Origin of the sequence: Micromonospora sp. CPCC 205539 (genome assembly GCF_036906815.1) — a bacterium.
Taxonomy (GTDB): domain Bacteria; phylum Actinomycetota; class Actinomycetes; order Mycobacteriales; family Micromonosporaceae; genus Micromonospora.
On sequence record NZ_JBAKHW010000032.1, the window covers coordinates 1 to 24,444 of the forward strand.

Below are 24,444 nucleotides of genomic sequence, written 5' to 3' on the forward strand. Positions count from 1 at the left end.
GCCGCGCCGCCGGGCCGGGCCGCGCCGCCGGGCCGGGCCGCGCCGCCGGGCCGGGATCGGGCCGCCGGGCCGGGATCGGGTGGGTCGGGATCGGGTGGGTCGGGATCGGGTGGGGGCGGGTACGGGCGCTAGGGTCGGGGACGTGGCACGACGGGTGGTGGTGGCGTTGCTCGGGCCGGTGGCCTGGTCGCCGCCCGGTGTCGACCGGGCGGCCTGGCGGGCGGCGCTCGCTGAGGACGTGGTCGACGTGCTCGCCACGCTCAACGAGGTGGAGGTCGCCGTCGCGGTGACCCCGGCTGATCGGGCGCTGGCCGACGCGGTGGTCTGGCCCGGCACGGCCGTCCACGAGGTGTCCGAGCTGACGCCGAACGCGGTCTTCGCCGTGCTCGAGGGTTACGACCAGGCGGCGGTGCTCGTCGGTGACGTGCCGGACCTGCCCGGGTTGACCGTCGGCAAGCTGCTGCGCCCGCTCACCACCCGGCCGGTCGCGCTCGCTCCCGTGGAGGGCGGCGGCCCGGGCCTGCTCGGGGTGGCCGTGCGGCTGCCCGTGCCGGACTGGCTACCTCCACTGGACCTGGACATCTCGACGCCGGCCGATGCGCGGGCTGGTGCCCCGCGACCCGGGGACGTGACGGTCACCGCCGGCTGGCGTCGGATGCGCGGCCCGGCCGACCTGGCCACCCTGGACCCGGCCTTCGAGGGCTGGGAGGCAACCCGCGCCCTGCTCTCGGGCTCCGGCCACCCGCGCTGAGGGCCTACCTGCCGCTGCCGGCCTCGCCTGCCCGTTCCGGAGCGCGCGGCGGTCACCAGCGGAGGAGTGCTGGGTGGCGCACGGCCCGCTGCGGCCGTCGGGGGTGTCCCGTCCGATCGGGCATGCACCGTCGAGCGTTATACCTCTCAGTCATACAGATGACTGAGGGGTATAACGCTCACTGGGGTAGATATGGTCGAGCTCGTCGTCAGGGCTTGGCGTCGCCGTCGGTGCCGTCTTCGGTGTCGTCGTCGCGCTGACCCGGGGCCTTCTCCTCCGCCCCACCGGGAGCGGTGAAGTCGAAGCTGTCCAGCTCGCTGAGATCCATGTCGTTCATCGCGAACGCGACCGGGTCGGCGAAATCGTCGTCCGACGGGAGCAGGTCCGGGTGGCCCCAGACGGCGTCCCGGCCCTCGATGCCGCGGTGCTGGGTGAGCGCGGCCCAGAGCGCCGCAGCCTCGCGCAGCCGGCGCGGGCGCAGCTCCAGGCCGACCAGCGCGGCGAAGGTCTGCTCGGCGGGACCGCCGGCGGCCCGGCGACGGCGGAACGCCTCGCCCAGCCGGACGACGTTGGGCAGCCGGTCGCTGGCGGCGCTGTCCACGACGTGGCACACCCAGCCCTCGACCAGGGCGAGTGCGGTCTCCAGCCGGGCCAGTGAGGCCTTCTGCGCCGGGGTGTCCTCCGGCGTGAAGATGCCCTCCAGGGCGATCGCCTGCATCGACTCCGGATCGGTCGGGTCGACCCGGCCCATGGCTTCCTCGATCGCCTCCCGGTTGACCCGGATGCCCGAGGCGTACATCTCGACCGCGCTGAGCACGTGCCCACGCAGCCACGGGACGTGCTGGAACAGCCGCTGGTGGGCGGCCTCGCGCAGCGCCACGTAGAGGCGGACCTCGTCCTCGGGCAGCTCCAGGCCCTCGCCGTACGCCCGGATGTTGGCCGGGATCAGCGCGGCCGTGCCGGCCGGGCCGAGCGGCAGCCCGATGTCGCCGGCGGAGAGCACCTCTGCGGCGAGCGAGCCGAGGGCCTGACCCAGCTGACCACCGAAGAGCGCGCCACCGAGGGTGGCGACCATCGACTGCATCGGGCCGAGCTGGGCGCGCGCCTCCGGCGGCACCAGGTCGCCCATCGCGCCGACCATCCGGCTGGCCACCGGGTCGCAGAGCTTGCGCCACACGTCCAGCGTCTTGAAGATCCACTCGTTGCGGTTCCAGGCCACGGGGGACTGGATGCCCGAGGGCCACGACGAGGCGGGCTCCAGCCACAGGTCAGCCAGGCGCAGCGCCTCCTCTACGGCGTTGCGCTCGTAGGGCGACACTGCCGGGTCGCCGGCGGCGGCGAGCTGGCTGGCCGCCACCTGCCGGGCCAGGTCCCAATTGACCGGCCCGCTGCCCGGCGCGGAGAGCAGGTGCTGCAACTGCGACATGAACTGCTGCATCTGCGCGGGATCGTTAGGGTCTGGTGGTTGCCCACCCGGGAGCGCGAAACCGAACGGAATATCAGGCACGACGTCTACGGTACGCGCGCCGCGCCCCAGGTCGCCGTCGCTGGCGTTGCGCTGAGGGCGAAGTCGCGTGGCGCATCCGGCAGGCGGGCTCCGGCCGGTCGGTACGCTCTGCCGCATGAGACGTCGTGGCCTGACGGTCCTGCTCGGTGCCCTGTTCACCGCCCTGCTGAGCATCGGGGTGCTCCGCGTGCCGATTCCGTACGTGGTGCTCGGCCCCGGACCGACGGTCAACACCCTCGGCAAGACCGACGGCAAGGAGGTCATCCAGGTCTCCGGCCGGGAGACCTCGACCTCCGCCGGCCAGCTCCGGTTGACCACGGTGGGCGTGCAGCCCACGGTCCGGCTGCGGTCGGCGATCGCCGGCTGGTTCTCCGACGACGAGGCCGTGGTGCCACGCGAGCTGGTCTACCCGCCGGGGGAGTCGACGGAGCAGGTCGAGCAGCGCAACGCCGAGGACTTCAAGGCGTCCCAGTCGAGCGCCGAGACCGCCGCGCTGCGCGAGCTGGGCTTCCCGGTGCAGGTGGTGATCAAGACGGTGACCGGGGACGGCCCGGCTGCCGGAGTGCTGAGGGCCGGTGACGTGGTCACCTCGGTCGACGGTAAGCCGGTGCCGCTGGCCTCGACGCTCACCGATTTGATCCGGGCCAAGCCGGCCGGCACGGCGCTGACCATCGGCTACACCCGCGACGGCGCGCCGGCCACCGCGAAGGTGACCAGTCGCGAGCAGGACGGCCGGCCTCGGATCGGTATCGAGATCGAGCAGCAGCAGCCGCACCCGTTCACCCTCGGGATCGACCTGGAGGACATCGGCGGGCCGAGCGCCGGCCTGATGTTCGCTCTGGGCATCGTGGACAAGCTGACCCCGGCAGACCTCACCGGCGGCCGGGTCATCGCCGGCACCGGCACCATCGACGACGAGGGCACCGTCGGGCCGATCGGCGGGATCGCCCAGAAGCTGGTCGGTGCGAAGCGCGCCGGGGCCAAGGTCTTCCTCGTGCCGGCCGACAACTGCGCCGAGGCGGTTCGCAACCCGCAGCCCGACCTGCCGTTGCTCCGAGTGGGCTCGTTGGACGAGGCGCTGACCGCCCTGGACACACTGCGCTCGGGGGGTCAGCCGACCCGCTGCTGACCGGTGTGACCGTGCCCCGACACGTTCAGGAACAACCCGTACTCTGGGTGCCTGGTCAGAGCCGATCACATCGAGCGTGCGGAGCCAACAGTGGTCATGCGTAGCAGCAGCCCCCTACCGAGGATGAGCCGGCGCGGACGCGTCACCATCGCTGTCCTGGTCGGGGTGTTCGTGCTCTTCACCCTGCTCGGCTGGGGTGTCCAGGCCTGGACGGACTGGCTGTGGTTCGACGAGGTCCGCTACACCGAGGTCTTCACCGGCGTACTCCTGACCCGGTTGTTGCTCTTCCTCGCCGTCGGCCTCGGCATGGCGGTGATCGTCGGCGGCAACCTGTGGCTCGCCTACCGGCTGCGCCCGCGGCTGCGTCCGCACTCGGTCGAGCAGGCCACGCTGGAGCGCTACCGGATGGCGCTCAGCCCGCGCCTCGGCACCTGGATCTCGCTGACCGCCGCCGTGATCGGGCTCTTCGCCGGCCTCTCCGCGCAAGGCCGGTGGAACCAGTGGCTGCTCTTCCGCAACGGCGGTGACTTCGGGATCAAGGACCCGGAGTTCGGGGTGGACATCGGCTTCTACGTCTTCCAGCTGCCGTTCTGGCGCTACCTGCTCGGGGTCGCCTTCACCGCGGTCGTGCTGGCCGTGATCGGCGCGCTGGCGGTGCACTACCTCTTCGGTGGGGTGCGCCTGCAGGGCGTCGGGGACCGGATGACCAATGCGGCCCGGGCGCACCTGAGCAGCTTGGTCGCGGTTTTCGTGCTGCTCAAGGCCATCGCGTACGTGTTGGACCGGCGGGCGATGCTGCTGGAGTACAACGAGGGCGCCAAGCTGTACGGCGCCGGCTACGCGGACGTCAACGCGCTGCTGCCGGCGAAGGAGATCCTGGCCTACATCTCCATCGTGGTGGCGATCGCGATCATCGTGTTCTCCAACGCGTGGATGCGGAACCTGGTCTGGCCGGGCATCTCGCTGGCCCTGCTCGGCGTCTCCGCGGTGGCCATCGGTGGCATCTACCCGTGGGCGGTGCAGACCTTCGAGGTCAAGCCGAGCGCCAAGGACAAGGAAGCGCCGTACATCCAGCGCAGCATCGATGCGACCCGAGCGGCGTTCGGGCTGGGCGGCACCGAGACCACGCCGTACGCGGCGAACAACCTCACCCCACCGGCCAACCTGGCCACCGACACCTCGGTGGTGTCGAACGTCCGGCTGCTCGACCCGCAGCTGGTCAGCGAGACGTACACCCAGCTCCAGCAGGTGCGTGGCTTCTACGACTTCGGCCCGAAGCTGGACATCGACCGGTACGGGGTGAACGGCAAGACCTCCGACTACGTGGTCGGCGTCCGGGAGATCAACTATGGCGAGCTGACCGACCAGCAGAACACTTGGATCAACCGCCACACCGTCTACACCCACGGGTACGGCCTGGTGGCCGCCCCGGCCAACCAGGTGGTCTGCGGTGGGCAGCCGTTCTTCGTCTCGGGCTTCCTCGGCGAGAAGACCCAGGAGGCGTGCTCCTCGCAGACCGAGCAGATCCCGGCCAAGCAGCCGCGCATCTACTACGGCGAGCGGATGAACGAGGACGACTACGCGATCGTCGGTCAGGCCGACCCGAACAAGAAGGCCGAGTTCGACCGGCCCGTCGGTGACGGCGGCGGCGAGTCCTACACCTACACCGGTGAGGGCGGCGTGGAGATCGGCTCGTTCCCGCGGCGGCTGCTGTACGCCATCAAGGAGCAGGAGTCGAACTTCCTGCTCTCCGAAGCGGTCAACAAGGACTCCAAGCTGCTCTACGTGCGTAACCCGCGGGACCGGGTGGAGAAGGTCGCGCCGTTCCTCACCCTGGACGGCGACCCGTACCCGGCGGTGGTGGACGGTCGCGTGCAGTGGATCGTCGACGGCTACACGACGGCGGCCTCCTACCCGTACGCCGAGCGGGTCAACCTGCGCGAGGAGACCACCGACGAGTTGACCGGCCGGGGCACGTTCCAGCTGGCCCGGGAGAACGTCAACTACATCCGCAACTCGGTCAAGGCCACCGTCGACGCGTACGACGGCACGGTGAAGCTCTACGAGTTCGACGACACCGACCCGGTGCTCAAGGCGTGGAACAAGGCCTTCGGCGGTGACCTGGTGCTGCCGAAGAAGGACATCCCGGTCGAGCTGGCCGAGCACCTCCGCTATCCGGCGGACATGTTCAAGGTGCAGCGCAACCTGCTCACCAAGTTCCACGTGACCAACCCGGGCGACTTCTACTCGGCACAGGACTTCTGGCAGGTGCCCAACGTGCCGGACGCCCCGGACAGCGGCCAGAAGCAGCCTCCCTACTACTTGTTCACGGAGTTCCCGGGGCAGGAGGGCCCGCGGTTCCAGCTCACCTCCGCGGTCACCCCGAACGGCCGGCAGAACCTCGCCGCGCTGATCTCCGGGTCGTACGTCGACGGCCAGCCCCGGTTGGAGGTGCTGGAGCTGCCGGACCAGACCCGGATCTCCGGCCCGGTGCAGGTGCACCAGCAGATGACGAACAACGCCAACATCCGTCAGCAGCTCAACCTGCTCTCCAGCAACCAGGCCCAGGTGCAGTACGGCAACCTGCTCTCCCTGCCGTTCGCCAACGGCATGCTCTACGTCGAGCCGGTCTACGTGAAGAGCAACCAGCAGGACGCGTACCCGCTGCTGCAGAAGGTGCTGCTCTCCTACGGCGACGGCGGCTCGTTCGTGGCGCTCGCCGACAACATCAACGACGGCATCAAGCAGTTGGTCGACCAGGGCAAGCGGGCCGGGCAGGGCGCGCCGCCGCCGACCACCGGTGGTAACCCGCCCCCGACCACCGGCGGCAACACGCCGCCGCCGCTGACCGGCGAGCTGGCCACCGCGGCGGATCGGGTGCAGGCCGCCATCACCGAGGTCCGGGCCGCGCAGACGTCCGGCGACTTCGAGCGGTACGGCCGCGCGTTGAAGGCGCTGGACGAGGCGCTCACCGCGTTCCAGCAGGCGCAGCGGGAAGCCAGTCCGTCCGCGTCGCCGAGTGGCAGCCCGTCGCCGACGCCGAGCGGCAGCCCGGCGGGCACGCCCAGCGGCAGCCCGTCGGCGGGCACCGGCGGCTGACCCGTCCTCGGGTTCTCGGAGCCCCCGGCATCGGACCACCCGGTCCGACACCGGGGGCTCCTCCGTGTCCGGGCTGGAGGGGCGCGCCGAGCTGGAGGGGCGCGCCGAGCTGGAGGGGCGCGCCGAGCTTGAGGGGCGCGCCGAGCTTGATCAACACGAGATCGCTGATATCGGGGCGTCATCGGTGGCAGGATTGCGCGACTTCACGGAAGTCGGGCCTCGTGGTCCGGAACGCCACGGCACGGGATTCGTATGTCGTTTTGCGGTGGCCGGGGGTGGTGCGCTACGGTTATTGAGCCGACGCGGGGTGGAGCAGCTCGGTAGCTCGCTGGGCTCATAACCCAGAGGTCGCAGGTTCAAATCCTGTCCCCGCTACGAGAGAAACACCGAGCGAGAGCCCGATCCCCTGTCCAGGGGATCGGGCTCTCGCTCTTTGTCGGGCCGGTTTCTCCGGGATGCCACCCCCGCTGATCATCGCCGGAAGCGGGTGGGTTAGGGTTAACCAGTCGACGCGGGGTGGAGCAGCTCGGTAGCTCGCTGGGCTCATAACCCAGAGGTCGCAGGTTCAAATCCTGTCCCCGCTACCACGGAAAAAGCCCGGCCCGAATTAATCGGGGCCGGGCTTTTTCGTGTGCTCAAAGACGTAGTGGCCCGAGATCCGGCTGTCGCTGGTCTGGTCGTATTCGATCTGTGGTCATGCTCGAACGAGGATGTAGCGGCATCGGCCAGTCCGAGAGGCCACTCCATCCTGGTTCCAGCGATCTCCGACCGGTCGATTCGGTGTGGACCGACGTGCCGAAGTTGCGCTCCTCGGCGAGGATGGGCACATGTCTTCATTCGGCAAGTGGTGGGGCCGGCTCAGCGCGGTCCTCGGTGGTGTCGTGTTGGCGGTCTTCGTGCCCGTCGCAGCGTGGGCGTCCACGGGTACCGGCGAAGTGGCCGTTGAGGCCCTCCGGCGGCGCTCCCGTGGTGGCGGCTTCGGTTTCGGCCTGATCTGCTGCCTGGTGGTGGTGGCGATCATCGTCTTCCTGTTGCTGCGCCTGATGCGTAACCGCCGGAACGGCCCGCCGCGCTGACCCGATCACCCGGGCCCCGGCCGGCCGTCACGATCATCGGCGACCGGCCGCGGGGCTGGCCCCGGCGCTGAGCCTGGCCGCCCGTCGTCGGGTCACGTCGCCAAGGCGGCGTTGGCCTGGGCGAGGAACCGCGAGGTGGCCGCGCGGGTGCCGGCGTTGCCGGCGCGGATGCTCTCCGCGGCGGCGACCAGGAGGGTACGCACCGTGGCGTGCCCCTTCGGCGGTGGCGCCGGCGCGGGCCCGAGCTGGTCGGCGATGCTCGCGCCGAACCGGGCGACGCGCTGCTGAGCCGGGTCGGTGATGCTCCCCTCGGCGTACCGGCGGACGGCGAGACTGGCGTTGAGGCCACGCTCGTGGCCGAGAACCGTGCCGGCCTCGCCGTTCGTGGTCAAAAAGTTGATCACGTCGATAACGGTGTCGGGGTGTCGGGTGCCGCGAAACGCGGCCCAGTACATCGATGCCCGCGCCCACTGGGCACCCGGTGGGCCCGGGAAGCCGACCACGCCCAGCTCGGCCTCAGTGAGCCGTTGCAGCTCCGGCAACTGGTGAGACCAGGCGAACGACGCGGCGGTCGACCCGGTGACCACCAGCTGCCGTGCCGGCTCCCCGCTGTCGGCCTGCTCGACCAGCGCCGCGCTCGGCGTGGCTCGCGCGTTGCGGGCCCGCTGCCACAACTCGAACCAGGCGATCAGCTCGTCCGCGCCGAAGCCGAGCTGGCGCCCCCGGTAAAACTCGCTGCCCTGTGAGCGCAGCCAGAGCCAGAGTGCGCGGTAGTCGCCGGACGGATCCATCGTGCCGGCCACCTGCCCGTCACTGGCCTCGGTGACCTGCTCCGCCCAGGCGACGTAGTCCGCCCAGGACATCCCGCGGCTGGGCTCCGGCACCCGCAACTCCCGCAGCAGGTCCCGGTTGAAGACCACCGCCGCGTGGGTCTGCCCGGCAGCCACACCCATCGTCCGCCCGTCCACCGTGCCGTAGCGGATCAGGCCCTCCGACAGCCCGCGCAGGTCCAACCGGTGGTCGGCGACCCGCTCGCTGAGATCGAGGATGATCTGGCGTTGGGTGTACTCGGTCAGCACGGAGTCGTCGACCTGGATCAGGTCCGGTACGTTGCCGCCGGCGGCCTGAGTGGCCAGCCGGTCGTAGTAACCGTCGGCGCTCTGCCAGGTCACCCGGAAGGTGACCCGGGGGTTGCGCTCGGAGTAGAGCCGCAGCACCTTCTCGGTGAGTTCGGCCCGCTTCGTCCCACCCCACCAGAAGACCGACAGCTCGACCGGCCCGTCCTGGGCCGGCGTGGCGGCGTCGTCGCTGCACCCGGCGAGGCCACCGGAGGCCAGCAGGGGGGCACCGAGCAGTGCGGTGAGCAACCGGCGCCGGCCCGGGTCGGCGCCGAGGCAGTCGATCGGGGATCGAACAACGGACACGGAGTCTCCTGGCACCTCAGGGCGGCGGCGATCGGACCATTCACGCAGGCCGCGCGGGCAGGTGTCAACGTCCGCGGGTCGCCGGTGCTGGCCAGCGGCCTGCCCGTCGATGCGTCGGCGACCGGCTGGAGCGCGTACGCAGGACACATGGTGTACTAGGGCGCGTGGAACTTCTGCACTCGGGCAAGGTCCGGGACGTGTACGCCGACGGCGACGACCTGATCCTGGTCGCCTCGGACCGCATCTCGATCTACGACGTGGCGCTGCCGACGCCGATCCCGGACAAGGGTCGCCTGCTCACCGCGCTCTCGCTGTGGTGGTTCGAGCAGCTCGCCGACCTGGTGCCGAACCACGTCATCTCCGCCACCGAGGTACCGGCGGAGTTCGCCGGGCGGGCGATCCGTTGCCAGCGGCTGGACATGGTCCCGGTCGAGTGCGTCGCCCGGGGCTACCTCACCGGCGGCGGCCTTCGGGAGTACGAGAGCACCGGCGCGGTCTCCGGCGTAACGCTGCCGCGAGGGCTCGGTGAGGCGTCGATCCTGCCCGAGCCGATCTTCACGCCGTCGACCAAGGCGCCCATGGGCGAGCATGACGAGCCGATCACGTTCGCCGACGTGGTGGACAAGGTGGGCGAGGCCACCGCCGAGCGACTTCGGCAGATCACCATCGACGTCTACCGGCGCGGCGCGGAGCTGGCCGCCGACCGGGGCATCCTGGTCGCCGACACCAAGATCGAGCTGGGCTGGGCGCCGGACGGCACCCTGGTCCTCGCGGACGAGCTGCTGACCTCCGACTCGTCCCGCTTCTGGCCGGCCGAGTCGTACCAGCCGGGCCGGGTGCAGTTCTCCTACGACAAGCAGTACGTGCGGGACTGGGCCACCGGCAGCGGTTGGGACAAGCAGGGTCCGGCACCGGACGTGCCCGCCGAGGTGGTCGAGGCGACCCGGGCCCGCTACGTCGAGGTCTACGAGAAGCTCACCGGCAACCGCTGGGAGTGAACCCGGCCGGGACAGTCACTCCACCCAGTCGAGGGTGCGCTGGACGGCCTTGCGCCAGTTGTGCAGCTCCCGGTCCCGCAGCGCGGGGTCCATCGCCGGCTCCCACCGCGCGTCCGAGCGCCACTGCGCCCGCAGGGTGGCCAGGTCCGGCCAGAACCCGACCGCCAGACCGGCTGCGTACGCGGCACCCAGGCAGGTGGTCTCGGTGATCCGGGAGCGGACCACCGGCACGTCCAGGACGTCGGCGAGGAACTGCATGAGCAGTCCGTTGGCGGTCATCCCGCCGTCCACCCGGAGGCGGCGCAGCGCCACGTCCGAGTCGGCGTTCATCGCGTCGACCACCTCGCGGGTCTGCCACGCGGACGCCTCCAGCACGGCCCGGGCCAGGTGCCCCCGGGTGATGTAGCCGGTCAACCCGGCGATCACGCCGCGGGCGTCGCTGCGCCAGTGCGGGGCGAACAGCCCGGAGAACGCTGGCACCACGTAGCAGCCGCCGTTGTCGTCCACGCTGCGGGCCAGCTCCTCCACCTCGGCGGCGGCGGAGATCAACCCGAGGTTGTCCCGCAGCCACTGCACCAGCGACCCGGTGACCGCGATCGCGCCCTCCAACGCGTACGCCGCCGGCTGGCCCTCGATCTGGTAGGCGACCGTGGTGAGCAGGCCGTGCGTCGACGGCACCGGGCTGGCCCCGGTGTTGAGCAGCAGGAAGCTGCCGGTGCCGTAGGTGCACTTCGCCTCGCCGGGCTGGAAGCAGGTCTGCCCGAACAGCGCCGCCTGCTGGTCGCCGAGCGCGCTGGCCACCGGCACTCCGGCCAGCACGCCGGTGGCCGTGCCGTACACCTCGGCGGAGCAGCGGATCTCCGGCAGCATCGCCGCCGGCACGCCCATCGCGGCCAGCAGCTCGGGGTCCCAGTCGAGGGTGGCGAGGTCCATCAGCATGGTCCGGCTGGCGTTGGTCACGTCGGTGACGTGCTCGCCGGTCAGCTTCCAGATCAGCCAGCTGTCCATGGTGCCGAAGAGCACCTCACCGCGCTCGGCGCGCTCGCGCAGGCCGTCCACCTCGTCGAGCAGCCAGCGCAGTTTCGGGCCGGCGAAGTAGGTGGCCAGCGGCAGGCCGGTGCGGGCTCGGAACCGCTCCTCGCCGTACGTCGCGGCCAGCTCGCGGAGCAGCGGACCGGTCCGGGTGTCCTGCCAGACCACGGCGTTGGCCACCGGGCGGCCGGTGGCCCGGTCCCAGACCACAGTGGTCTCCCGCTGGTTGGTGATGCCGACCGCGGCCAGCCCGGCCGCGTCGGTGCCGGCGGCCCGTAGCGCCTCGGAGACCACGTGCTGGACGTTGTCCCAGATCTCCTCGGCGTCGTGCTCCACCCAGCCGGGCTGGGGGAAGATCTGCCGGTGCTCGCGCTGGGACACCGCGACGATCTCGCCGGAACGGTCGAAGACGATGCACCGCGAGGAGGTGGTGCCCTGGTCGATGGCGGCGACGTACTGGGGGGTCACCCGCAGCACCGTACCCGGACCGGCGGCGTGGTGCGACCGGCGTCACGGCCGGTCTCGGCCTCCTCCCACCGGCGCAGCTCGCGTCGCCTACGATGTGCGAACGTGCGTGACATCGCCGTTTTCAGTGGTACCGCCCATCCCGACCTCGCCGCCGAGATCTGCGCTCACCTGGGGGTGCCGCTCCATCCCGTGCGGGTGTCCCGGTTCGCCAACGACTGCCTGGAAGTGCAGTTGCAGGCCAACTGCCGGGAACGGGACGTCTTCCTGATCCAGCCGCTGGTGCCACCGGTGCAGGAGAATTTGGTCGAGCTGCTGCTCATGATCGACGCGGCTCGGGGCGCGTCCGCCGGCCGGATCACGGTGGTGCTGCCGCACTACGCGTACGCCCGCTCGGACAAGAAGGACGCGCCGCGGATCTCGATCGGCGCCCGGCTCGTCGCCGACCTGCTCACCGCGGCAGGTGCCGATCGGATGCTCGCGTTGACCCTGCACTCACCGCAGGTGCACGGCTTCTTCAGCGTCCCCGTGGACCACCTGCACGCCTTGCGCGAGCTGGCCAACCACTTCAAGCGCTACGACCTCACCAACACCGTGGTGGTCTCGCCCGACCTGGGCAACGCCAAGGAGGCCGCCGCGTTCGCCCGGATGCTCGGCACGCCGGTCGCGGCCGGGGCGAAGCAGCGGTTCAGCGACGACCTCGTCAAGATCAGCGCGGTGATCGGCGACGTCGCCGACAAGGACGTCATCGTGCTGGACGACGAGATCGCCAAGGGCAGCACGGTGGTCGAGCTGATGGAGCACCTCCGTGGGCTGAAGGTCCGCTCGATCCGGCTTGCCTGCACGCATGGCCTCTTCTCTGGCGACGCGCTGCGCAGGCTCAGTGAGCAGGACGGCGTGCTCGAGATTGTCTGTACCAACTCCGTCCCGATCGCCGCCGAGAAGCGGGTGCCGAAGCTTCAGGTGCTGTCGGTGGCCCCGGCGTTGGCCGAGGCCATGCGCCGGATCCACAACGGTGAGTCCGTCTCGGCGCTCTTCGCCTGACCCTCGCGCCCCGCAGGGGGCGGGGTCAGCGGTGGGTGGGGTTGTGGCTGGCCAGGACGGCGCTGATGCGGACGACGGTGCCGGCGGTGCTGGTGGCGACCTCCATCGCGTCGGTCAGCTCGCGGGCCAGCCAGAGGCCCCAGCCGCCGGCGGTGTCCGCGGCCGGTCGGCGCCGGTCGCCCAGTCGCTGCGGGGTGATCCCCTGCCCGTGGTCGGCGATCTCACAGATCAGCGCCTCCGGCTCCCGCCAGAGTCGCAGCCAGCCCCGCCCGCCGCCGTGCCGCACCGCGTTGGTGATCAACTCGTTGATGGCCAGCACGAAGTCGTCCAGGCGTTGGCCGCTCAGCCCGGAGGCGTGCGCGCACGAGGTGACCGAGTGTCGAATCTCGGTCACTTGGGCCTGGTCGAAGGCGTCGGCGATCAGGAGGGCGGGTTCGATGGGCACAACCGTACGCGGTGCGTGCGCATCTGCGTTCGTCATGGCCTCGTCCTGACGGCGGTTCTCGGAGAATTTCGCGGCTTTTCCACCGTACGTCAGGGTTTATCGAACCGCATCCGGTGCCCTCGGTCCGCTTGGGCCGGCTATGGCATCCTGACCGCCATGCCGTCACCGCCGGGTGGTTTCGAGGTGCCGCTCTGGCGTGCGCTCACGGTCTTCCGGCTCGCCTCCCTGGCGTACGTCTGCGTGCTGGCGGTGCGCGACGCCGACCGGTACGCCCACCCGTTCGTCGCGGGCGCCCTGATCCTGCTCATGATCGTTTGGACCGGGGCGACCGCGGTCGGGTACGCCCGGCCGGCCGGGCGGCGCTGGCCGCTGCTGCTGGCCGACCTCGGGGTGGTGCTGGCCATCGTGCTGGCCACTCCGTGGGTGGTCGGCCGGGCGGCGCTCGCCACCGGCGTACCCACCTTGGGGGTGGCCTGGATGGCCGGCCCGGTGCTGGCCTGGGCCGTCTCCGGCGGCCGGCGGCGGGGCACGGTGGCCGCGCTGCTGGTCGCCGGCGCGGACCTGGCCACCCGGGAGCGGATCGGCCACTCCTCGTTCACCGGGCTGATCCTCATGCTGCTCGCCGGTGTGGTGGTCGGGCACGTGGCCCGGCTCGCGGTGACCGCCGAGGAGCGGCTGCAACACGCGGTCGAGTTGGAGGCGGCCACCCGCGAGCGCGAGCGGCTGGCGCGGGACATCCACGACTCGGTGCTGCAGGTGCTGGCGCTGGTGCAGCGGCGCGGCGCGCACCTGCCCGGTGAGGCCGGTGAGCTGGCCCGGCTGGCCGGCGAGCAGGAGGCCGCGCTCCGTGCCTTGATCGCCGGTGCCGCACAGGCCGGTGCCGTCGATCTGGCCGGCGCGGATCCGGACGGGGCCGGCGCGGTGGACCTGCGGGCCCTGCTCGGTCGGTACGCCTCGCCGGCGGTGTCCCTCTCCGCGCCGGCCACTCCGGTGCCGCTGCCCCGGCAGGTGGCCCGGGAGCTGGCCGCGGCGACCGGGGCGGCCCTGGACAACGTGGGACGGTACGCCGGTGGGCGGGCCTGGGTGCTGATCGAGGACGAGGGGGCGACGGTGACCGTGTCGATCCGCGACGAGGGGCCGGGCATCCCGGCCGGCCGGCTGGCCGAGGCAGCTGCGCAGGGGCGGCTTGGCGTGACCCAGTCGATCCGGGGCCGGGTGACGGACCTGGGCGGGACGGTCCGGATCGTGTCGGCCCCCGAGGCCGGCACCGAGATCGAGCTGACCGTGCCGAGGACCGAGTCGTGACCCCGGTACGGGTGATGGTGGTCGACGACCATCCGATGTGGCGGGAAGGGGTGGCCCGCGACCTGACCGAGGCCGGTTACCTCGTGGTGGCCACCAGTGGCGAGGGGCAGCAGGCGATCAGGGTGGCCGCCGCCGCCCGGCCGGACGTGGTCGTCCTCGACCTGCAACTGCCGGACATCTCCGGGGTCGAGGTGGTCCGTGGCCTACGCGCGGCGCTGCCCGAGGTGCGGGTGCTGATGCTCAGCGCCAGCGGCGAGCAGCAGAGCGTGCTGGACGCGGTCAAGGCCGGGGCCACCGGGTACCTGATCAAGTCGACGGCGCCGGCCGAGTTCCTCGACGCGGTTCGCCGCACCGCGGCCGGCGAGCCGGTCTTCACCCCGGGCCTGGCCGGACTGGTCCTCGGCGAGTACCGCCGGCTGGCCGCCGGACCCGGGGTGGTGACCGGCTCGGATCCGGGAGCGCCTCAGCTCACCGACCGGGAGACGGAGGTGCTGCGCCTGGTGGCCAAGGGCCTGTCGTACAAGCAGATCGCACAGCGGCTCGGGCTGGCGCACCGGACGGTGCAGAACCACGTACAGAACACCCTGGGCAAGTTGCAGCTGCACAACCGCGTCGAGCTGACCCGGTACGCGATCGAGCGTGGCCTGGACGACTGACCCGGTCAGACCGAGCGCGGCGGCTCCGTCTCGTGGACGGCCAGCTCCTCGGCGCTCGCCCCGCCGCCGGCCGCCCCGGCGTCGTACGCCACGGAGTCGGTCTCCTGGTCGGTGTGTGCCCCCTCGTCCGGCTCGACGAGCCGGCCCACCGTCGCGTCGGCCACCGTGCCGAGCTGGCCGTGGTCGTACAGCGAGACGGGTGAGTTCGGGTCCGAGGTGGGCCCGGGGTCCATCACGTCGGCGTCCAGCTGGGCCTCCGCGGCGGCCGCCTCGTTATCCGCCTCGAAGGCGATCTTCGGGTCGACCGGGCCGGCCAGCGGGTCGTCCACCGGGCGTTCGTAGGTCTCCCGATCGAGCTTGTAGTCCAGCGACTCGCCGTCGAGCTGCTCCTCGGCGGTGGTCCCGAACCGGTCCACCGCTACCGGGGTCCGATCGCCGGGCAGCTGGGCCGGGTCCGGGCCGTCCGCTTCGCGCCCGGTGAGCACGTCGTCGTGGGCGGTCGAGTCGTCATCGGCGGTGTCGGGCAGCCCCTGCGCCTCGGTGTCGGACACGGGGGTCGGGAACTCGTTGTCGCGCATGTCTGATCACTACCCGCTGCCCTCCAGCCATAACCGGAGCACGGCCACCGGTGCGGTGGTGAACCGGGCAGCGGGGTCGGAACACCCCTCAGCCGAGGGCGGCGGTCTCGTCGTCGGGGTGCAGCACGCACCAGACGACCTTGCCGTCCGGTACCGGGCTGCTGCCCCACCGACGGGCCACCGTGTCGATCAACAGCAGGCCCCGCCCACCGGTCCGGGTCGTCGGGGCCAGCCCGACGAACGCCGGCTGGCCCGTGGAGTGGTCGCGGACCGCCAGGTGCAGGACATTGTCCTGCGGGGCGAGCCGGATGGTCATCGAGGTGCCTGCGTGCGCCACCACGTTGTTGACCATCTCGGTGATCGCGATGGAGGCTGGCTCGACCAGCGTCGGCAGGTCCCAGCGTTGGCAACCGGTGGCGACCATCTCGCGGGCCTGCCGGGCGGCTCCCACCGTCGGCTCCAGGTCGGCGGTGAGCACCGCCGCCAGGGGTGCCGCGGCGACCGCGGCCAGCGCGCCATCGAGCGTGGGCCAGGCCGGCACACCGGCCATTGCCGCACCCGGCTGGCCCGGATCGGCGACCGCCGGGTTGCAGAGCAGCAGATCCGCGGCCGGCCAGTCGGCGACCTCCCGGCGGACCTCGGCGAAGACGTCCCGCCCGGCCAGGTCGGCGACCCGCAACCCGCTCAGGTCGGCCACCACGGGGCCGGGCCGGTCACAGAGCCGCGCGAGCAGCGCGTCGCGGACCCCGGCGGCGCTGGCGGTGTCGAGGACCCCGGTCAGTCGAACCACCGGGGACGACGCGTCGACCTCCACCTGACAGTGCACACCCGGCGACAGGATCGCTTCATCGGGCTTCTCGGTGACGGGCGGCGCGTCCGGTCGGTCGACGCCCGTCATCAGCGGACCAGCCGGGAGCGGCGGTTGATCGCCGCCATCGTGCCGACCGCCGTTCCGGCGGCGGCGAGGCCGAACGCGGTGGCCATCCGTGCCAACTGTCGCCGCCGGCCGTGCCAGCCGCCGTCCTGCCGGCCGTCCGAGTCCCCGTCGAACACGTTGCCGCTGCTGTCCGCCCGGGCGCCCGGCCCGAACTGGGTGTGGCGGCCGTACCAGCCGAGGGTGCGCTCCATCAGCGCGGGCGCCAGCCGCCACTGAAGGCCGATCAACCGCCCGAGGCCGCCGGCGTACGCCTCGCGGCGCGGCCGGCGCAGCACCCGGACGATGGTCTCGGCGACCACCTCCGGTGGATAGACCGGCGGTGGTGGCACCACCTCACGCCCGCTGTAGTTGGCCGCGTGCCGGTAGAACGGCGTGTCGATGGTGGCCGGCAGCACCGTGCAGATGGAGATCTGCCCCCGGCCGGTGACCCGCAGCTCCTGGCGGACCGTGTCGGCCAGGCCCCGGATGCCGTGCTTGGTGGCGTTGTACGCCGACTGGTAGGGCATCGCCACCTCGGCCAGCACCGACGCGTTGTTGACCAGCACGCCGCCGCCAGCCGCGCCCAGGTACGGCAGTGCGGCCCGGATGCCGTGCACCGCGCCGAGCAGGTTCACTTCCAGCACCCGGCGGAACTCGGCGACCGGAATCTCGTCGAAGAGGCCCACCGCGCTCACCGCGGCGTTGTTGATCCACGCGTCGACGTGGCCGAACTCGGCCGCCGCCCGCTCGGCCAGCCGCTGCACCGACTCCAGGTCGGTCACGTCGGTCGGCACCGCCAGCGACCGGCCGCCCAACTCCCGGCAGCGCTGTGCGACCTGCTGCAGCGCCGGCTCGCTGCGAGCGGCCAGCACCACGGCGGCGCCCCGGCGGGCCAGCGCGTACGCGGTGGCCGTGCCGATCCCGCTCGAGGCGCCAGTGATCACCACGGTCGAGTCGTCGAGGCTGCGGGTCAGCGGCATAGGTGGGCGGTACCCCAGGGCGGGCCGGGTCATGCAGCCGGCCACCGATCGATCGGGCAGGATCACCGACCGTTGTCATGGCGCAAGCATCGGTGGCACCTGCGGGGATGCATCCGATCTGCCAGGTTTCGGCTCCGGGGCCTCGGGTTAATGGGACGCTCTGACCGGGAGGACCACTGCCGAAGAAGATCGCAGGGAGGTGACCCATGCGCGTCGGCCTCGTCAGCGCGCACGCCAGTTCGTACCGGCACGCCGACAGTCCACAGGTCGGCACCCACCAGCACATCGCGCGGGTCGCCGCCGAGTTGGCCGGGCGGGGCCACGACGTCCGGCTCTACGAGCGTCGGGACGACCCCGGGTCGCCGATGACGGCTGAGGTCGACGGCTACCGGGTGCAACGGGTGCCCGCCGGCCCGTCCACGACGTTGTCCACCGCCGAGCTGATCCCACACGTCACGGAGTTCGGCCGCTGGCTGGCGGACGAGTGGGCCGGTGCCTGGCAGCCGGAGGTGGTGCACGGTCACTACTGGATCGGTGGGCTGGCCGCCGCGCACGCGGTCCGGGAGACCGACATCCCGGTGGTGCAGACCTTCCACTCGCTCGGCGTCGAGCAACTGCGCCACCTGGGCCGCAGCTACGCCGGGCCGGGGGAGCGGATCCCGCTGGAACGCGCCCTGACCCGGGCGGTCGACATCGCGGTGGCCCAGTGCAACGACGAGGTGGACGAGCTGACCCGGATGGGTCTGCAACGCAGCTCCGTGGCGATGGTGCCGGCCGGGGTGGACATCGAGCAGTTCCACCCCGACGGCGAGGCCGCGCCGCGCGAACAGCGCTCCCGGATCCTCTCCGTGGGCGGGCTCTCCCCGGGGCACGGCCAGGACGACCTGATCAGGGCGATGCGGCTGGTCGGCGACGCCGAGTTGGTGATCGCCGGCGGGCCGCCGGTCGACCAGTTGGTCAATCACACCGAGGCCCGCCGGCTGCGTGAGCTCGCCGAGCACGCCGGGGTGGCCGACCAGGTGCGGTTGGTCGGTGCGGTCCCGCACGACCAGATGGCCACCTGGTACCGGTCGGCCGACGTGGTGGCCTGCACCCCGCACTACTCCTCGGCCGGGCGGGTCTCGCTGGAGGCGATGGCCTGCGGCGTGCCGGTGGTCGGCTACGCGATGGGTGGCCTGGCGGACGCCGTGGTCGACGAGGTCACCGGCAAACTGGTGCCCCCGGGCGACGTACGGACGCTGGGGGTAGCCCTGCGCCGGCTGCTCGCCGACAACGCGGGCCGGTTCGCCTACGGGCACGCCGCCGTGGACCGGGTCCGGAGCAGCTACACCTGGGAACGCACCGGCGGGGCACTGGAGCGCCTCTACGAGCGGGTGGTGACCCGCCGCAAGCCGGTCGAGGCCTGACGGTAAGCCCGGTCAGCCGGGTCGGCCGGCGCCGACCATGGCCGGGCCGCTGCGCTTCGCCACCGAACGGTGGTGCTGCGGCTCGGCGTACCGGGTCAGCCCGATCACCGCGGCAAGGGTGACCAGGAAGCCGACCCCGGCCAGCCACTCCCGCCCCGGCCAGATCTTGTCGTTGAGCAGCAGCAGGCCGACGATCGCCGCCGGCACCGCCCCGGCGGCGTCCATCGCGGCGACCGCGGCGGTCGTCGAGCCTCGCTGCATGGCCAGGCCGAGCAGCAGTTGCCCGACGATCGAGTGGGCGATCAGCAGATAGAACAGCGGATGGGCCACGAACGCCTCGGCGGACGGCGCGGAGGCCAGTGGCCGGGCGGCCACCGCCGCCGAGGAGAAGGCCAGCCCGGCCAGCGAGCCGAGAGCCACCGAGCCGGGTGCGCCCTGTAGCCGGACAGCGAAGAAGCCGACCACCGCGATGCCGCCGAGCGCCACCAGCAGGGCGATCGACCCGCCGGTGCCGAGCTGTCGGGACGGTGCCGGCCGGGCGGCCAGAACCAGCGCGGAGATCCCGGCGAAGAGCAACGCCAGCAGCACCACCTCGGCCACCGGTAACCGCCACTTCAGCACCAGCACACCGAGGATGGCGGTCACCCCGAGCCCGGCGGCCACGCTGGCCTGCACCAGGAACAGCGGCAGATCCCGCCGGGCCAGGAAGGCGAACACGAAGCCGCCGATCTGACAGCTCAACCCGATGAGGTACGTCCGGTGCCCGGCCAGCCGCAGCAGGAGGCCCGGATCGAAGGTGTGGTGCACGCTGGTGCGCGCCGCCGCCACCGACTGGAGGAGGTTGGCGAAGCCGTACGCGACGATCATCGTCGCGAGAAAGCACCAACCGGAGGAGACCACCTGGCGAGGATAGAGGTTGTCGAGGGTCAGCGCTCGGCTGGTCGATCCAGCCGAGCGAGGATGTCGGCGTGCAGCGCACCGTTGGTGGTCACCACGCTGCTGTCGGTGCCCGGGTCGCCGGGCGGCACCGCCCGACCGGCCAGATCCGTGACCGTGCCACCCGCCTCGGTGATGATGGGGACCAGCGCCGCCACGTCCCACAGGGACAACTCCGGCTCGACCATCACGTCCAGTGCCCCCTCGGCCACCAGCATGTGACCGTAGAAGTCGCCGTACGCCCGGGTGCGCCAGGTGCCCCGCATCAGGTCGAGCATCGCGTCGAGCCGTCCGGCGCGCTCCCACCCGGTCAGCGACGAGTAGCAGAAGCTGGCGTCGGCGAGGTGCCGCACCGCGGACACCCCGATCCGTTCACCCGCGGCGGGGCCCGGTCCGGCGTACGCGCCCGCGCCGAGGCTCGCCCACCAGCGCCGGCCCAGCGCCGGGGCGGACACCACACCGACCGCCGGCCGGTCACCGTCGTAGAGCGCGATCAACGTGGCCCAGATCGGCACGCCCCGGACGAAGTTCTTGGTGCCGTCGATCGGGTCGATGATCCACCGCCGGCCGTCCGGGTCACTGGCCCGCTGCGCGCCGTACTCCTCGCCGAGCACCCCGTCGGCCGGCCGGTGCTCGGCCAACAACGCCCGGATCTCCCGCTCCACGGCGGTGTCCGCGTCGGAGACCGGGGTCAGGTCGGGCTTCGACTCGACCCGCAGGTCGAGCGCGCGGAAGCGGGCTGTGGCGATGGCATCGGCCCGGTCGGCGAGCAGGTGGGCGAGGTCGAGGTCAGCGGCGTACCCGGTCATGCCGGCAACCTAGCCCACGCCCGCCGGCTCACTCGTCGGGGCCGCGTCGGTCGCCCTCGCCGGGCCCGCGCTGGTCGCTCTCGCCGCGCGCGTCGCCGTCGCCGGCCCGGGAGGCGAGCAACCGGCGGTACGAGGCCAGCCGGCGCGGGTCGGCCTTACCGGCGGCCACCCAGGCGTCCAGCCCGCAGTGGGGCTCGTCGGCGGTGTGCTGGCAGTTGACCGGGCAGTCGACGGTGCCCTCGACCAGGTCGGGGAAGCCGTGCAGCAGGCTGTCGGCGGAGACGTGCGCCAGCCCGAAGCTGCGGATCCCGGGGGTGTCGATGATCCAGCCCGGGTCGGTGTCGACGCCGGGGATCGGCGGCAGGCGCAGCGCCACCGCACTGGTGGAGGTGTGCCGGCCACGGCCGATCGCGCTGACCACACCGACCGCGCGAGCGGCGTCCGGGACGAGGCGGTTGACCAGCGTCGACTTGCCCACCCCGGAGTGGCCGACCAGCACCGACACCCGGCCGCCGAGCAGGGCGCGCAGCGCGTCCAGGTCGGAGTCGGGGCGGTTCAGCACGTACGGCAGCTCCAGCTCCGTGTAGTAGTCGAGCACCTCCTCCGGCCCGGCCAGGTCGGCCTTCGTGAGGCAGAGCAGCGGCTCGACGTCCGCGTCGTAGGCGGCCACCAGGCAGCGGTCGATGAACCCGGTGCGCGGCGGCGGGTCGGCCAGCGCGCTGACGATCACCAACTGATCGGCGTTGGCCACCACCACCCGCTCCAGGCGGCCCTCGGCGGTGGTCTCGTCGTCGTCGGCGGTGCGACGCAGCACCGAGCGGCGCTCGGCGATCCGGACGATGCGGGCGAGTGCGCCCTCCGCGCCGGAGGTGTCGCCGACCAGGCTGACCCGATCGCCCACCACCACCGACTTGCGGCCCAGCTCACGGGCCCGCATCGCGGTGATCGTGGGCAGCTCCGCCCCGACCACACCGCGCTCGGCCCCGGCCAGCACGCACTGGTAGCGCCCCCGGTCGACGGCGATGACGAAACCGTCCACCGCGTCGGTGTGTTGCGGTCGAGTACGGGTGCGCGGACGTGAGGACTTACCGGGCCGAACCCGTACGTCGTCCTCGTCGTACTCCCGCCGTTTGGTCGCCAGGACCCGCCCCCTGTCGCGTCAGCTCTTGCCGGTCACCATCGCTGACCATAGTGCCGGGAACTCGGGCATGGTCTTGGAGGTACACCCGACGTCGTCCACCTCGATGCCCGGCACGGCGAGCCCGGCCACCGCGGCGGCGTGCGCCATCCGATGGTCCTGGTAGGTGCGGAACACCCCGCCGCGCAGCGGCCGGGGCCGGATCTCCAGCCCGTCCGGCGCCTCGGTGACGTCCGCCCCGAGCGTCGTGAACTCCCGCGCCAGCGCGGTCAGCCGGTCGGTCTCGTGGCCCCGGATGTGCCCGACGCCGGTGAAGGACGACGGCGAGTCGGCCAGCATGGCCAGCGCGGTCAGCGCCGGGGTCAGCTCGCTGACGTCGGAGAGGTCGGCGGTCAGGCCGTGCACCACGCCGGTGCCCCGGACGGTCAGCCCGGTGGTGGAGAGGGTGACCTCGCCGCCCATCCGCTGCAGCAGCGAGCGGAGCTGCTCGACCGGCTGCGCGCTGCTGCGCGGCCAGCCCTGGAGGGTGACCTCACCGCCGGTGACCAGCGCGGCGGCGAAGAACGGCACCGCGCCGGAGAGGTCAGGCTCGATCTCCCAGCCGCGCCCGGTGAGTGGACCGGGCTCGACGGCCCACACGTCGGGGGTGGTGTCGTCGACCGCCGCGCCGGCGGCCCGCAGCATCTGCACCGTCATGCGCAGGTGCGGCGCGGAGGGGACGGGCGGGCCGACGTGCCGCACCACCACGCCCCGGTCGAAGCGCGGCGCGGCCAGCAGCAGCCCGGAGACCAGTTGGCTGGAGGCGGAGGCGTCGATCACCACCTCGCCACCGCTGACCCGACCGGTGCCGAACACGGTCAGCGGCAGGCTGCCCTCGCCGGTGACGTCGATCCGGACGCCCAGCGAGCGCAGCGCGCCGATCAGCGGGCCGAGCGGCCGGGTGCGGGCGTGCGGGTCGCCGTCGAACGTGATCCGCCCGTCGGCCAGCCCGGCCACCGGCGGCACGAACCGCATCACCGTCCCGGCCAGGCCCACGTCCACGTGCGCGGGCCCGACCAGCCGGTGCGGTCGGACCAGCCAGCGCTCGTCGTCGCTGATCGACACGTGCGCGCCCATCGCCCGCAGACCGGCCGCCATCAGCTCGGTGTCCCGGGCACGCAGCGGCCCGGCCAGCGTCGACGGGCCGGCAGCCAGGGCGCTGAGCACCAGGGCCCGCGCGGTCATCGACTTGGAGCCGGGCAGGCGCAGCGTGGCCGCCACCGGGTCGGAAGCGGTCGGTGCGGTCCACGGCTGCGGCGGCCGGGTCGCTGTCAGGTTCCCCACGGTTACATTCTGCCGTGTCGGCGGTCCGGCGCATCCGGCCGGATGTCGTAACTCCCGGTTGGCGGGACAGCCGACGGGCGCTCGACGGGCTAGCGTGTGCGCCATGTGCGGCAGGTACGCGACGACCCGGAGTTCCGGCGAGTTGAGCGCGCTTTTCGAGTCGTCGGACGACACCGACGACCGGATCCGGCCGGACCACAACGTCGCGCCGACCGACCCGGTGCCGCTGGTGCGAGTCACCTCGGAGGGGCACCGCAGTCTCTGTGTCGGGCGCTGGGGCCTCCTGCCGCACTGGTCGCGCTCGGCTGCCGGCGCGGCCCGCATGATCAACGCTCGATCGGAGACGGTGGCCACCAGCCGGGCCTACGCCGGGGCGTTCGCTCGCCGCCGCTGCCTGGTCCCGGCCGACGGCTGGTACGAGTGGGTGCGCCAACCCGACGGTGGGCGGCAGGCGTATTACCTGACTCCGGCCGACGGCTCGGTGCTCGCCCTGGCCGGCATCTGGTCGATCTGGGAGTCCGGCGGCGACAGCCGGCTCACCTTCAGCGTGCTGACCACCGCGGCGCTCGGCGAGCTGGCCGAGGTGCACGACCGGATGCCGGTGCTGCTGCCGCCGGAGCGCTGGGCGTCCTGGCTGGCCCCGACCGACGAGCCGGAGCGGCTGCTCACTCCGCCGTCGGCGGCCGGTCTGGCCGGCCTCGAGGTCCGGCCCGTCGGGCCTGCCGTGGGTGACGTCCGCAACGACGGGCCACACCTGACCGAGCGGGTGACGGTGGCATCGGAGGTGCTGCCGCAGGAGCTGCCCCTGTTCTGAGCCCGGGCGCATTGTCGGGCACCGATTTGCCGGGGTTCCGCGCGATTCGTCTCCTGGCCGTTCAGCCATGATCCCGGTAGCCCCTTGTCCCGGCGTCTATAAGTGCGATAGAACACAGCGCCGGTAGTGGGTGTCGATTCGCACGGGGCGGACGACATCCACCGATCTTGCCGGTCCCACGGGGGAGGTGGGTGGATGACACGGGCGCGTATGCCACGTCCGCACGAGGTTGCTGCGGCACGGCGAGATCCGCGACTGCTACGGGCGGTACGGGATCGGCAGGAAGACGATGCTTGGCGCACCAGAGGGACGTGCCAGAGCGTTGATCCGGAGACGTTCTTTCCGGCACCGAACGAGCCGGCGGACGCCGCCGTCGCACTGTGCCGCAGTTGCGACGTGCAAGGCTCCTGCCTGGCCTGGGCATTGGAGGTCGGCGACTGTCACGGCGTGTGGGGTGCGACCACACCCCGCGAGCGGCGGGCGATGCTGGTCGCCTGGCGCAACGAGGTCCAGCCGGATCCGGGCGGCGTCGACGAAGCGGACCCGTCGTTACGGGACCGCCTGCTCACCCTGGTGCCGCTGAGCTGACCAACCGGCCCGGTCCGTCCCGGGC

Annotated in this window: 22 protein-coding genes and 2 tRNA genes; 13 read left to right on the forward strand and 11 right to left on the reverse strand. The window is 72.3% G+C overall.

The window, feature by feature from the left end; all coding sequences use genetic code 11:
* The first annotated feature begins 142 nt into the window (after positions 1 to 142).
* Positions 143 to 751: a hypothetical protein gene (locus tag V6V47_RS24395; protein WP_334630685.1), complete on the forward strand. Its 609-nt coding sequence runs from the start codon at positions 143 to 145 to the stop codon at positions 749 to 751.
* A 208-nt stretch (positions 752 to 959) separates the two neighbouring features.
* Here the strand turns inward: V6V47_RS24395 and V6V47_RS24400 are convergent, their stop codons facing one another.
* Positions 960 to 2,258 (reverse strand): zinc-dependent metalloprotease, encoded by a 1,299-nt coding sequence (locus V6V47_RS24400; RefSeq protein ID WP_334630686.1) that lies wholly within the window; start codon positions 2,256 to 2,258, stop codon positions 960 to 962.
* Positions 2,259 to 2,373: 115 nt separating this feature from the next.
* On the opposite strand from V6V47_RS24400, the gene V6V47_RS24405 reads away from it, so the two are divergent.
* The 5 genes from V6V47_RS24405 to V6V47_RS24425 all read left to right on the forward strand — a co-directional run bounded on the left by V6V47_RS24405 (position 2,374) and on the right by V6V47_RS24425 (position 7,562).
* Positions 2,374 to 3,387, forward strand: a complete 1,014-nt coding sequence (locus V6V47_RS24405; RefSeq protein WP_334630687.1) for a YlbL family protein — start codon at positions 2,374 to 2,376, stop codon at positions 3,385 to 3,387.
* A gap of 96 nt (positions 3,388 to 3,483) precedes the next feature.
* Positions 3,484 to 6,486 carry a UPF0182 family membrane protein gene (locus V6V47_RS24410; RefSeq protein WP_334630688.1) on the forward strand — a complete coding sequence of 1,001 codons (3,003 nt, stop codon included), beginning with the start codon at positions 3,484 to 3,486 and terminating at the stop codon, positions 6,484 to 6,486.
* A 301-nt stretch (positions 6,487 to 6,787) separates the two neighbouring features.
* Positions 6,788 to 6,861: transfer RNA gene (locus tag V6V47_RS24415), tRNA-Met, on the forward strand.
* A 135-nt stretch (positions 6,862 to 6,996) separates the two neighbouring features.
* Positions 6,997 to 7,073, forward strand: a tRNA-Met gene (locus V6V47_RS24420).
* A 240-nt stretch (positions 7,074 to 7,313) separates the two neighbouring features.
* The gene (locus V6V47_RS24425; RefSeq protein ID WP_334630689.1) at positions 7,314 to 7,562 is read left to right on the forward strand and encodes a hypothetical protein; all 249 of its coding nucleotides are present in this window, start codon (positions 7,314 to 7,316) and stop codon (positions 7,560 to 7,562) included.
* A gap of 92 nt (positions 7,563 to 7,654) precedes the next feature.
* Here V6V47_RS24425 and V6V47_RS24430 read toward each other — a convergent pair whose 3' ends face one another.
* On the reverse strand, positions 7,655 to 8,986 hold the full coding sequence (locus V6V47_RS24430; protein ID WP_334630690.1) for an ABC transporter substrate-binding protein: 1,332 nt from the start codon (positions 8,984 to 8,986) through the stop codon (positions 7,655 to 7,657).
* Positions 8,987 to 9,150: 164 nt separating this feature from the next.
* Between V6V47_RS24430 and V6V47_RS24435 the strand changes: the two genes are divergently transcribed.
* Entirely contained in the window at positions 9,151 to 9,984 is an 834-nt protein-coding gene (locus tag V6V47_RS24435; protein WP_334630691.1) for a phosphoribosylaminoimidazolesuccinocarboxamide synthase, read from the forward strand.
* Positions 9,985 to 9,999: 15 nt separating this feature from the next.
* Here V6V47_RS24435 and glpK read toward each other — a convergent pair whose 3' ends face one another.
* The gene (glpK, locus tag V6V47_RS24440; protein WP_334630692.1) at positions 10,000 to 11,484 is read right to left on the reverse strand and encodes a glycerol kinase GlpK; all 1,485 of its coding nucleotides are present in this window, start codon (positions 11,482 to 11,484) and stop codon (positions 10,000 to 10,002) included.
* Between the two features lie 102 nt (positions 11,485 to 11,586).
* Here glpK and V6V47_RS24445 point away from each other — a divergent pair, with 102 nt between their 5' ends.
* Complete coding sequence (locus V6V47_RS24445) at positions 11,587 to 12,525, forward strand: ribose-phosphate diphosphokinase (protein WP_334630693.1); 939 nt, start codon at positions 11,587 to 11,589, stop codon at positions 12,523 to 12,525.
* A gap of 25 nt (positions 12,526 to 12,550) precedes the next feature.
* On the opposite strand, the gene V6V47_RS24450 is transcribed toward V6V47_RS24445, so the two are convergent.
* Positions 12,551 to 13,006, reverse strand: a complete 456-nt coding sequence (locus V6V47_RS24450) for an ATP-binding protein (RefSeq protein ID WP_334630694.1) — start codon at positions 13,004 to 13,006, stop codon at positions 12,551 to 12,553.
* A gap of 120 nt (positions 13,007 to 13,126) precedes the next feature.
* Here V6V47_RS24450 and macS point away from each other — a divergent pair, with 120 nt between their 5' ends.
* Both macS and V6V47_RS24460 read left to right on the forward strand, forming a co-directional pair.
* Complete coding sequence (gene macS, locus V6V47_RS24455; protein WP_334630695.1) at positions 13,127 to 14,275, forward strand: MacS family sensor histidine kinase; 1,149 nt, start codon at positions 13,127 to 13,129, stop codon at positions 14,273 to 14,275.
* 14 nt (positions 14,276 to 14,289) lie between these two features.
* Entirely contained in the window at positions 14,290 to 14,931 is a 642-nt protein-coding gene (locus V6V47_RS24460) for a response regulator transcription factor (RefSeq protein ID WP_334630749.1), read from the forward strand.
* 5 nt (positions 14,932 to 14,936) lie between these two features.
* Here V6V47_RS24460 and V6V47_RS24465 read toward each other — a convergent pair whose 3' ends face one another.
* The 3 genes from V6V47_RS24465 to V6V47_RS24475 form a co-directional block, all read right to left on the reverse strand.
* Positions 14,937 to 15,509 carry a DUF5709 domain-containing protein gene (locus V6V47_RS24465; protein ID WP_334630696.1) on the reverse strand — a complete coding sequence of 191 codons (573 nt, stop codon included), beginning with the start codon at positions 15,507 to 15,509 and terminating at the stop codon, positions 14,937 to 14,939.
* An 88-nt stretch (positions 15,510 to 15,597) separates the two neighbouring features.
* Positions 15,598 to 16,407: an ATP-binding protein gene (locus V6V47_RS24470; protein WP_334630697.1), complete on the reverse strand. Its 810-nt coding sequence runs from the start codon at positions 16,405 to 16,407 to the stop codon at positions 15,598 to 15,600.
* Positions 16,407 to 17,405, reverse strand: a complete 999-nt coding sequence (locus V6V47_RS24475; protein WP_334630698.1) for an SDR family oxidoreductase — start codon at positions 17,403 to 17,405, stop codon at positions 16,407 to 16,409. Before V6V47_RS24475 ends, V6V47_RS24470 begins: the two co-directional genes overlap by 1 nt.
* Positions 17,406 to 17,611: 206 nt before the next feature.
* On the opposite strand from V6V47_RS24475, the gene V6V47_RS24480 reads away from it, so the two are divergent.
* On the forward strand, positions 17,612 to 18,811 hold the full coding sequence (locus V6V47_RS24480; RefSeq protein ID WP_334630699.1) for a glycosyltransferase: 1,200 nt from the start codon (positions 17,612 to 17,614) through the stop codon (positions 18,809 to 18,811).
* Between the two features lie 12 nt (positions 18,812 to 18,823).
* On the opposite strand, the gene V6V47_RS24485 is transcribed toward V6V47_RS24480, so the two are convergent.
* The 4 genes from V6V47_RS24485 to aroA form a co-directional block, all read right to left on the reverse strand.
* Positions 18,824 to 19,678 carry a hypothetical protein gene (locus V6V47_RS24485; protein ID WP_442934302.1) on the reverse strand — a complete coding sequence of 285 codons (855 nt, stop codon included), beginning with the start codon at positions 19,676 to 19,678 and terminating at the stop codon, positions 18,824 to 18,826.
* Between the two features lie 59 nt (positions 19,679 to 19,737).
* Positions 19,738 to 20,556, reverse strand: coding sequence for a histidinol-phosphatase (gene hisN / locus V6V47_RS24490; RefSeq protein ID WP_334630700.1), 819 nt, complete (start codon positions 20,554 to 20,556; stop codon positions 19,738 to 19,740).
* A gap of 28 nt (positions 20,557 to 20,584) precedes the next feature.
* Positions 20,585 to 21,595, reverse strand: coding sequence for a ribosome small subunit-dependent GTPase A (gene rsgA, locus V6V47_RS24495; RefSeq protein ID WP_334630701.1), 1,011 nt, complete (start codon positions 21,593 to 21,595; stop codon positions 20,585 to 20,587).
* 120 nt (positions 21,596 to 21,715) lie between these two features.
* Positions 21,716 to 23,017, reverse strand: a complete 1,302-nt coding sequence (gene aroA / locus V6V47_RS24500) for a 3-phosphoshikimate 1-carboxyvinyltransferase (protein ID WP_334630702.1) — start codon at positions 23,015 to 23,017, stop codon at positions 21,716 to 21,718.
* A gap of 103 nt (positions 23,018 to 23,120) precedes the next feature.
* Here aroA and V6V47_RS24505 point away from each other — a divergent pair, with 103 nt between their 5' ends.
* Complete coding sequence (locus V6V47_RS24505) at positions 23,121 to 23,831, forward strand: SOS response-associated peptidase (protein ID WP_334630703.1); 711 nt, start codon at positions 23,121 to 23,123, stop codon at positions 23,829 to 23,831.
* A 195-nt stretch (positions 23,832 to 24,026) separates the two neighbouring features.
* Complete coding sequence (locus V6V47_RS24510; protein WP_334630704.1) at positions 24,027 to 24,419, forward strand: WhiB family transcriptional regulator; 393 nt, start codon at positions 24,027 to 24,029, stop codon at positions 24,417 to 24,419.
* The last annotated feature ends 25 nt before the right edge of the window (positions 24,420 to 24,444 follow it).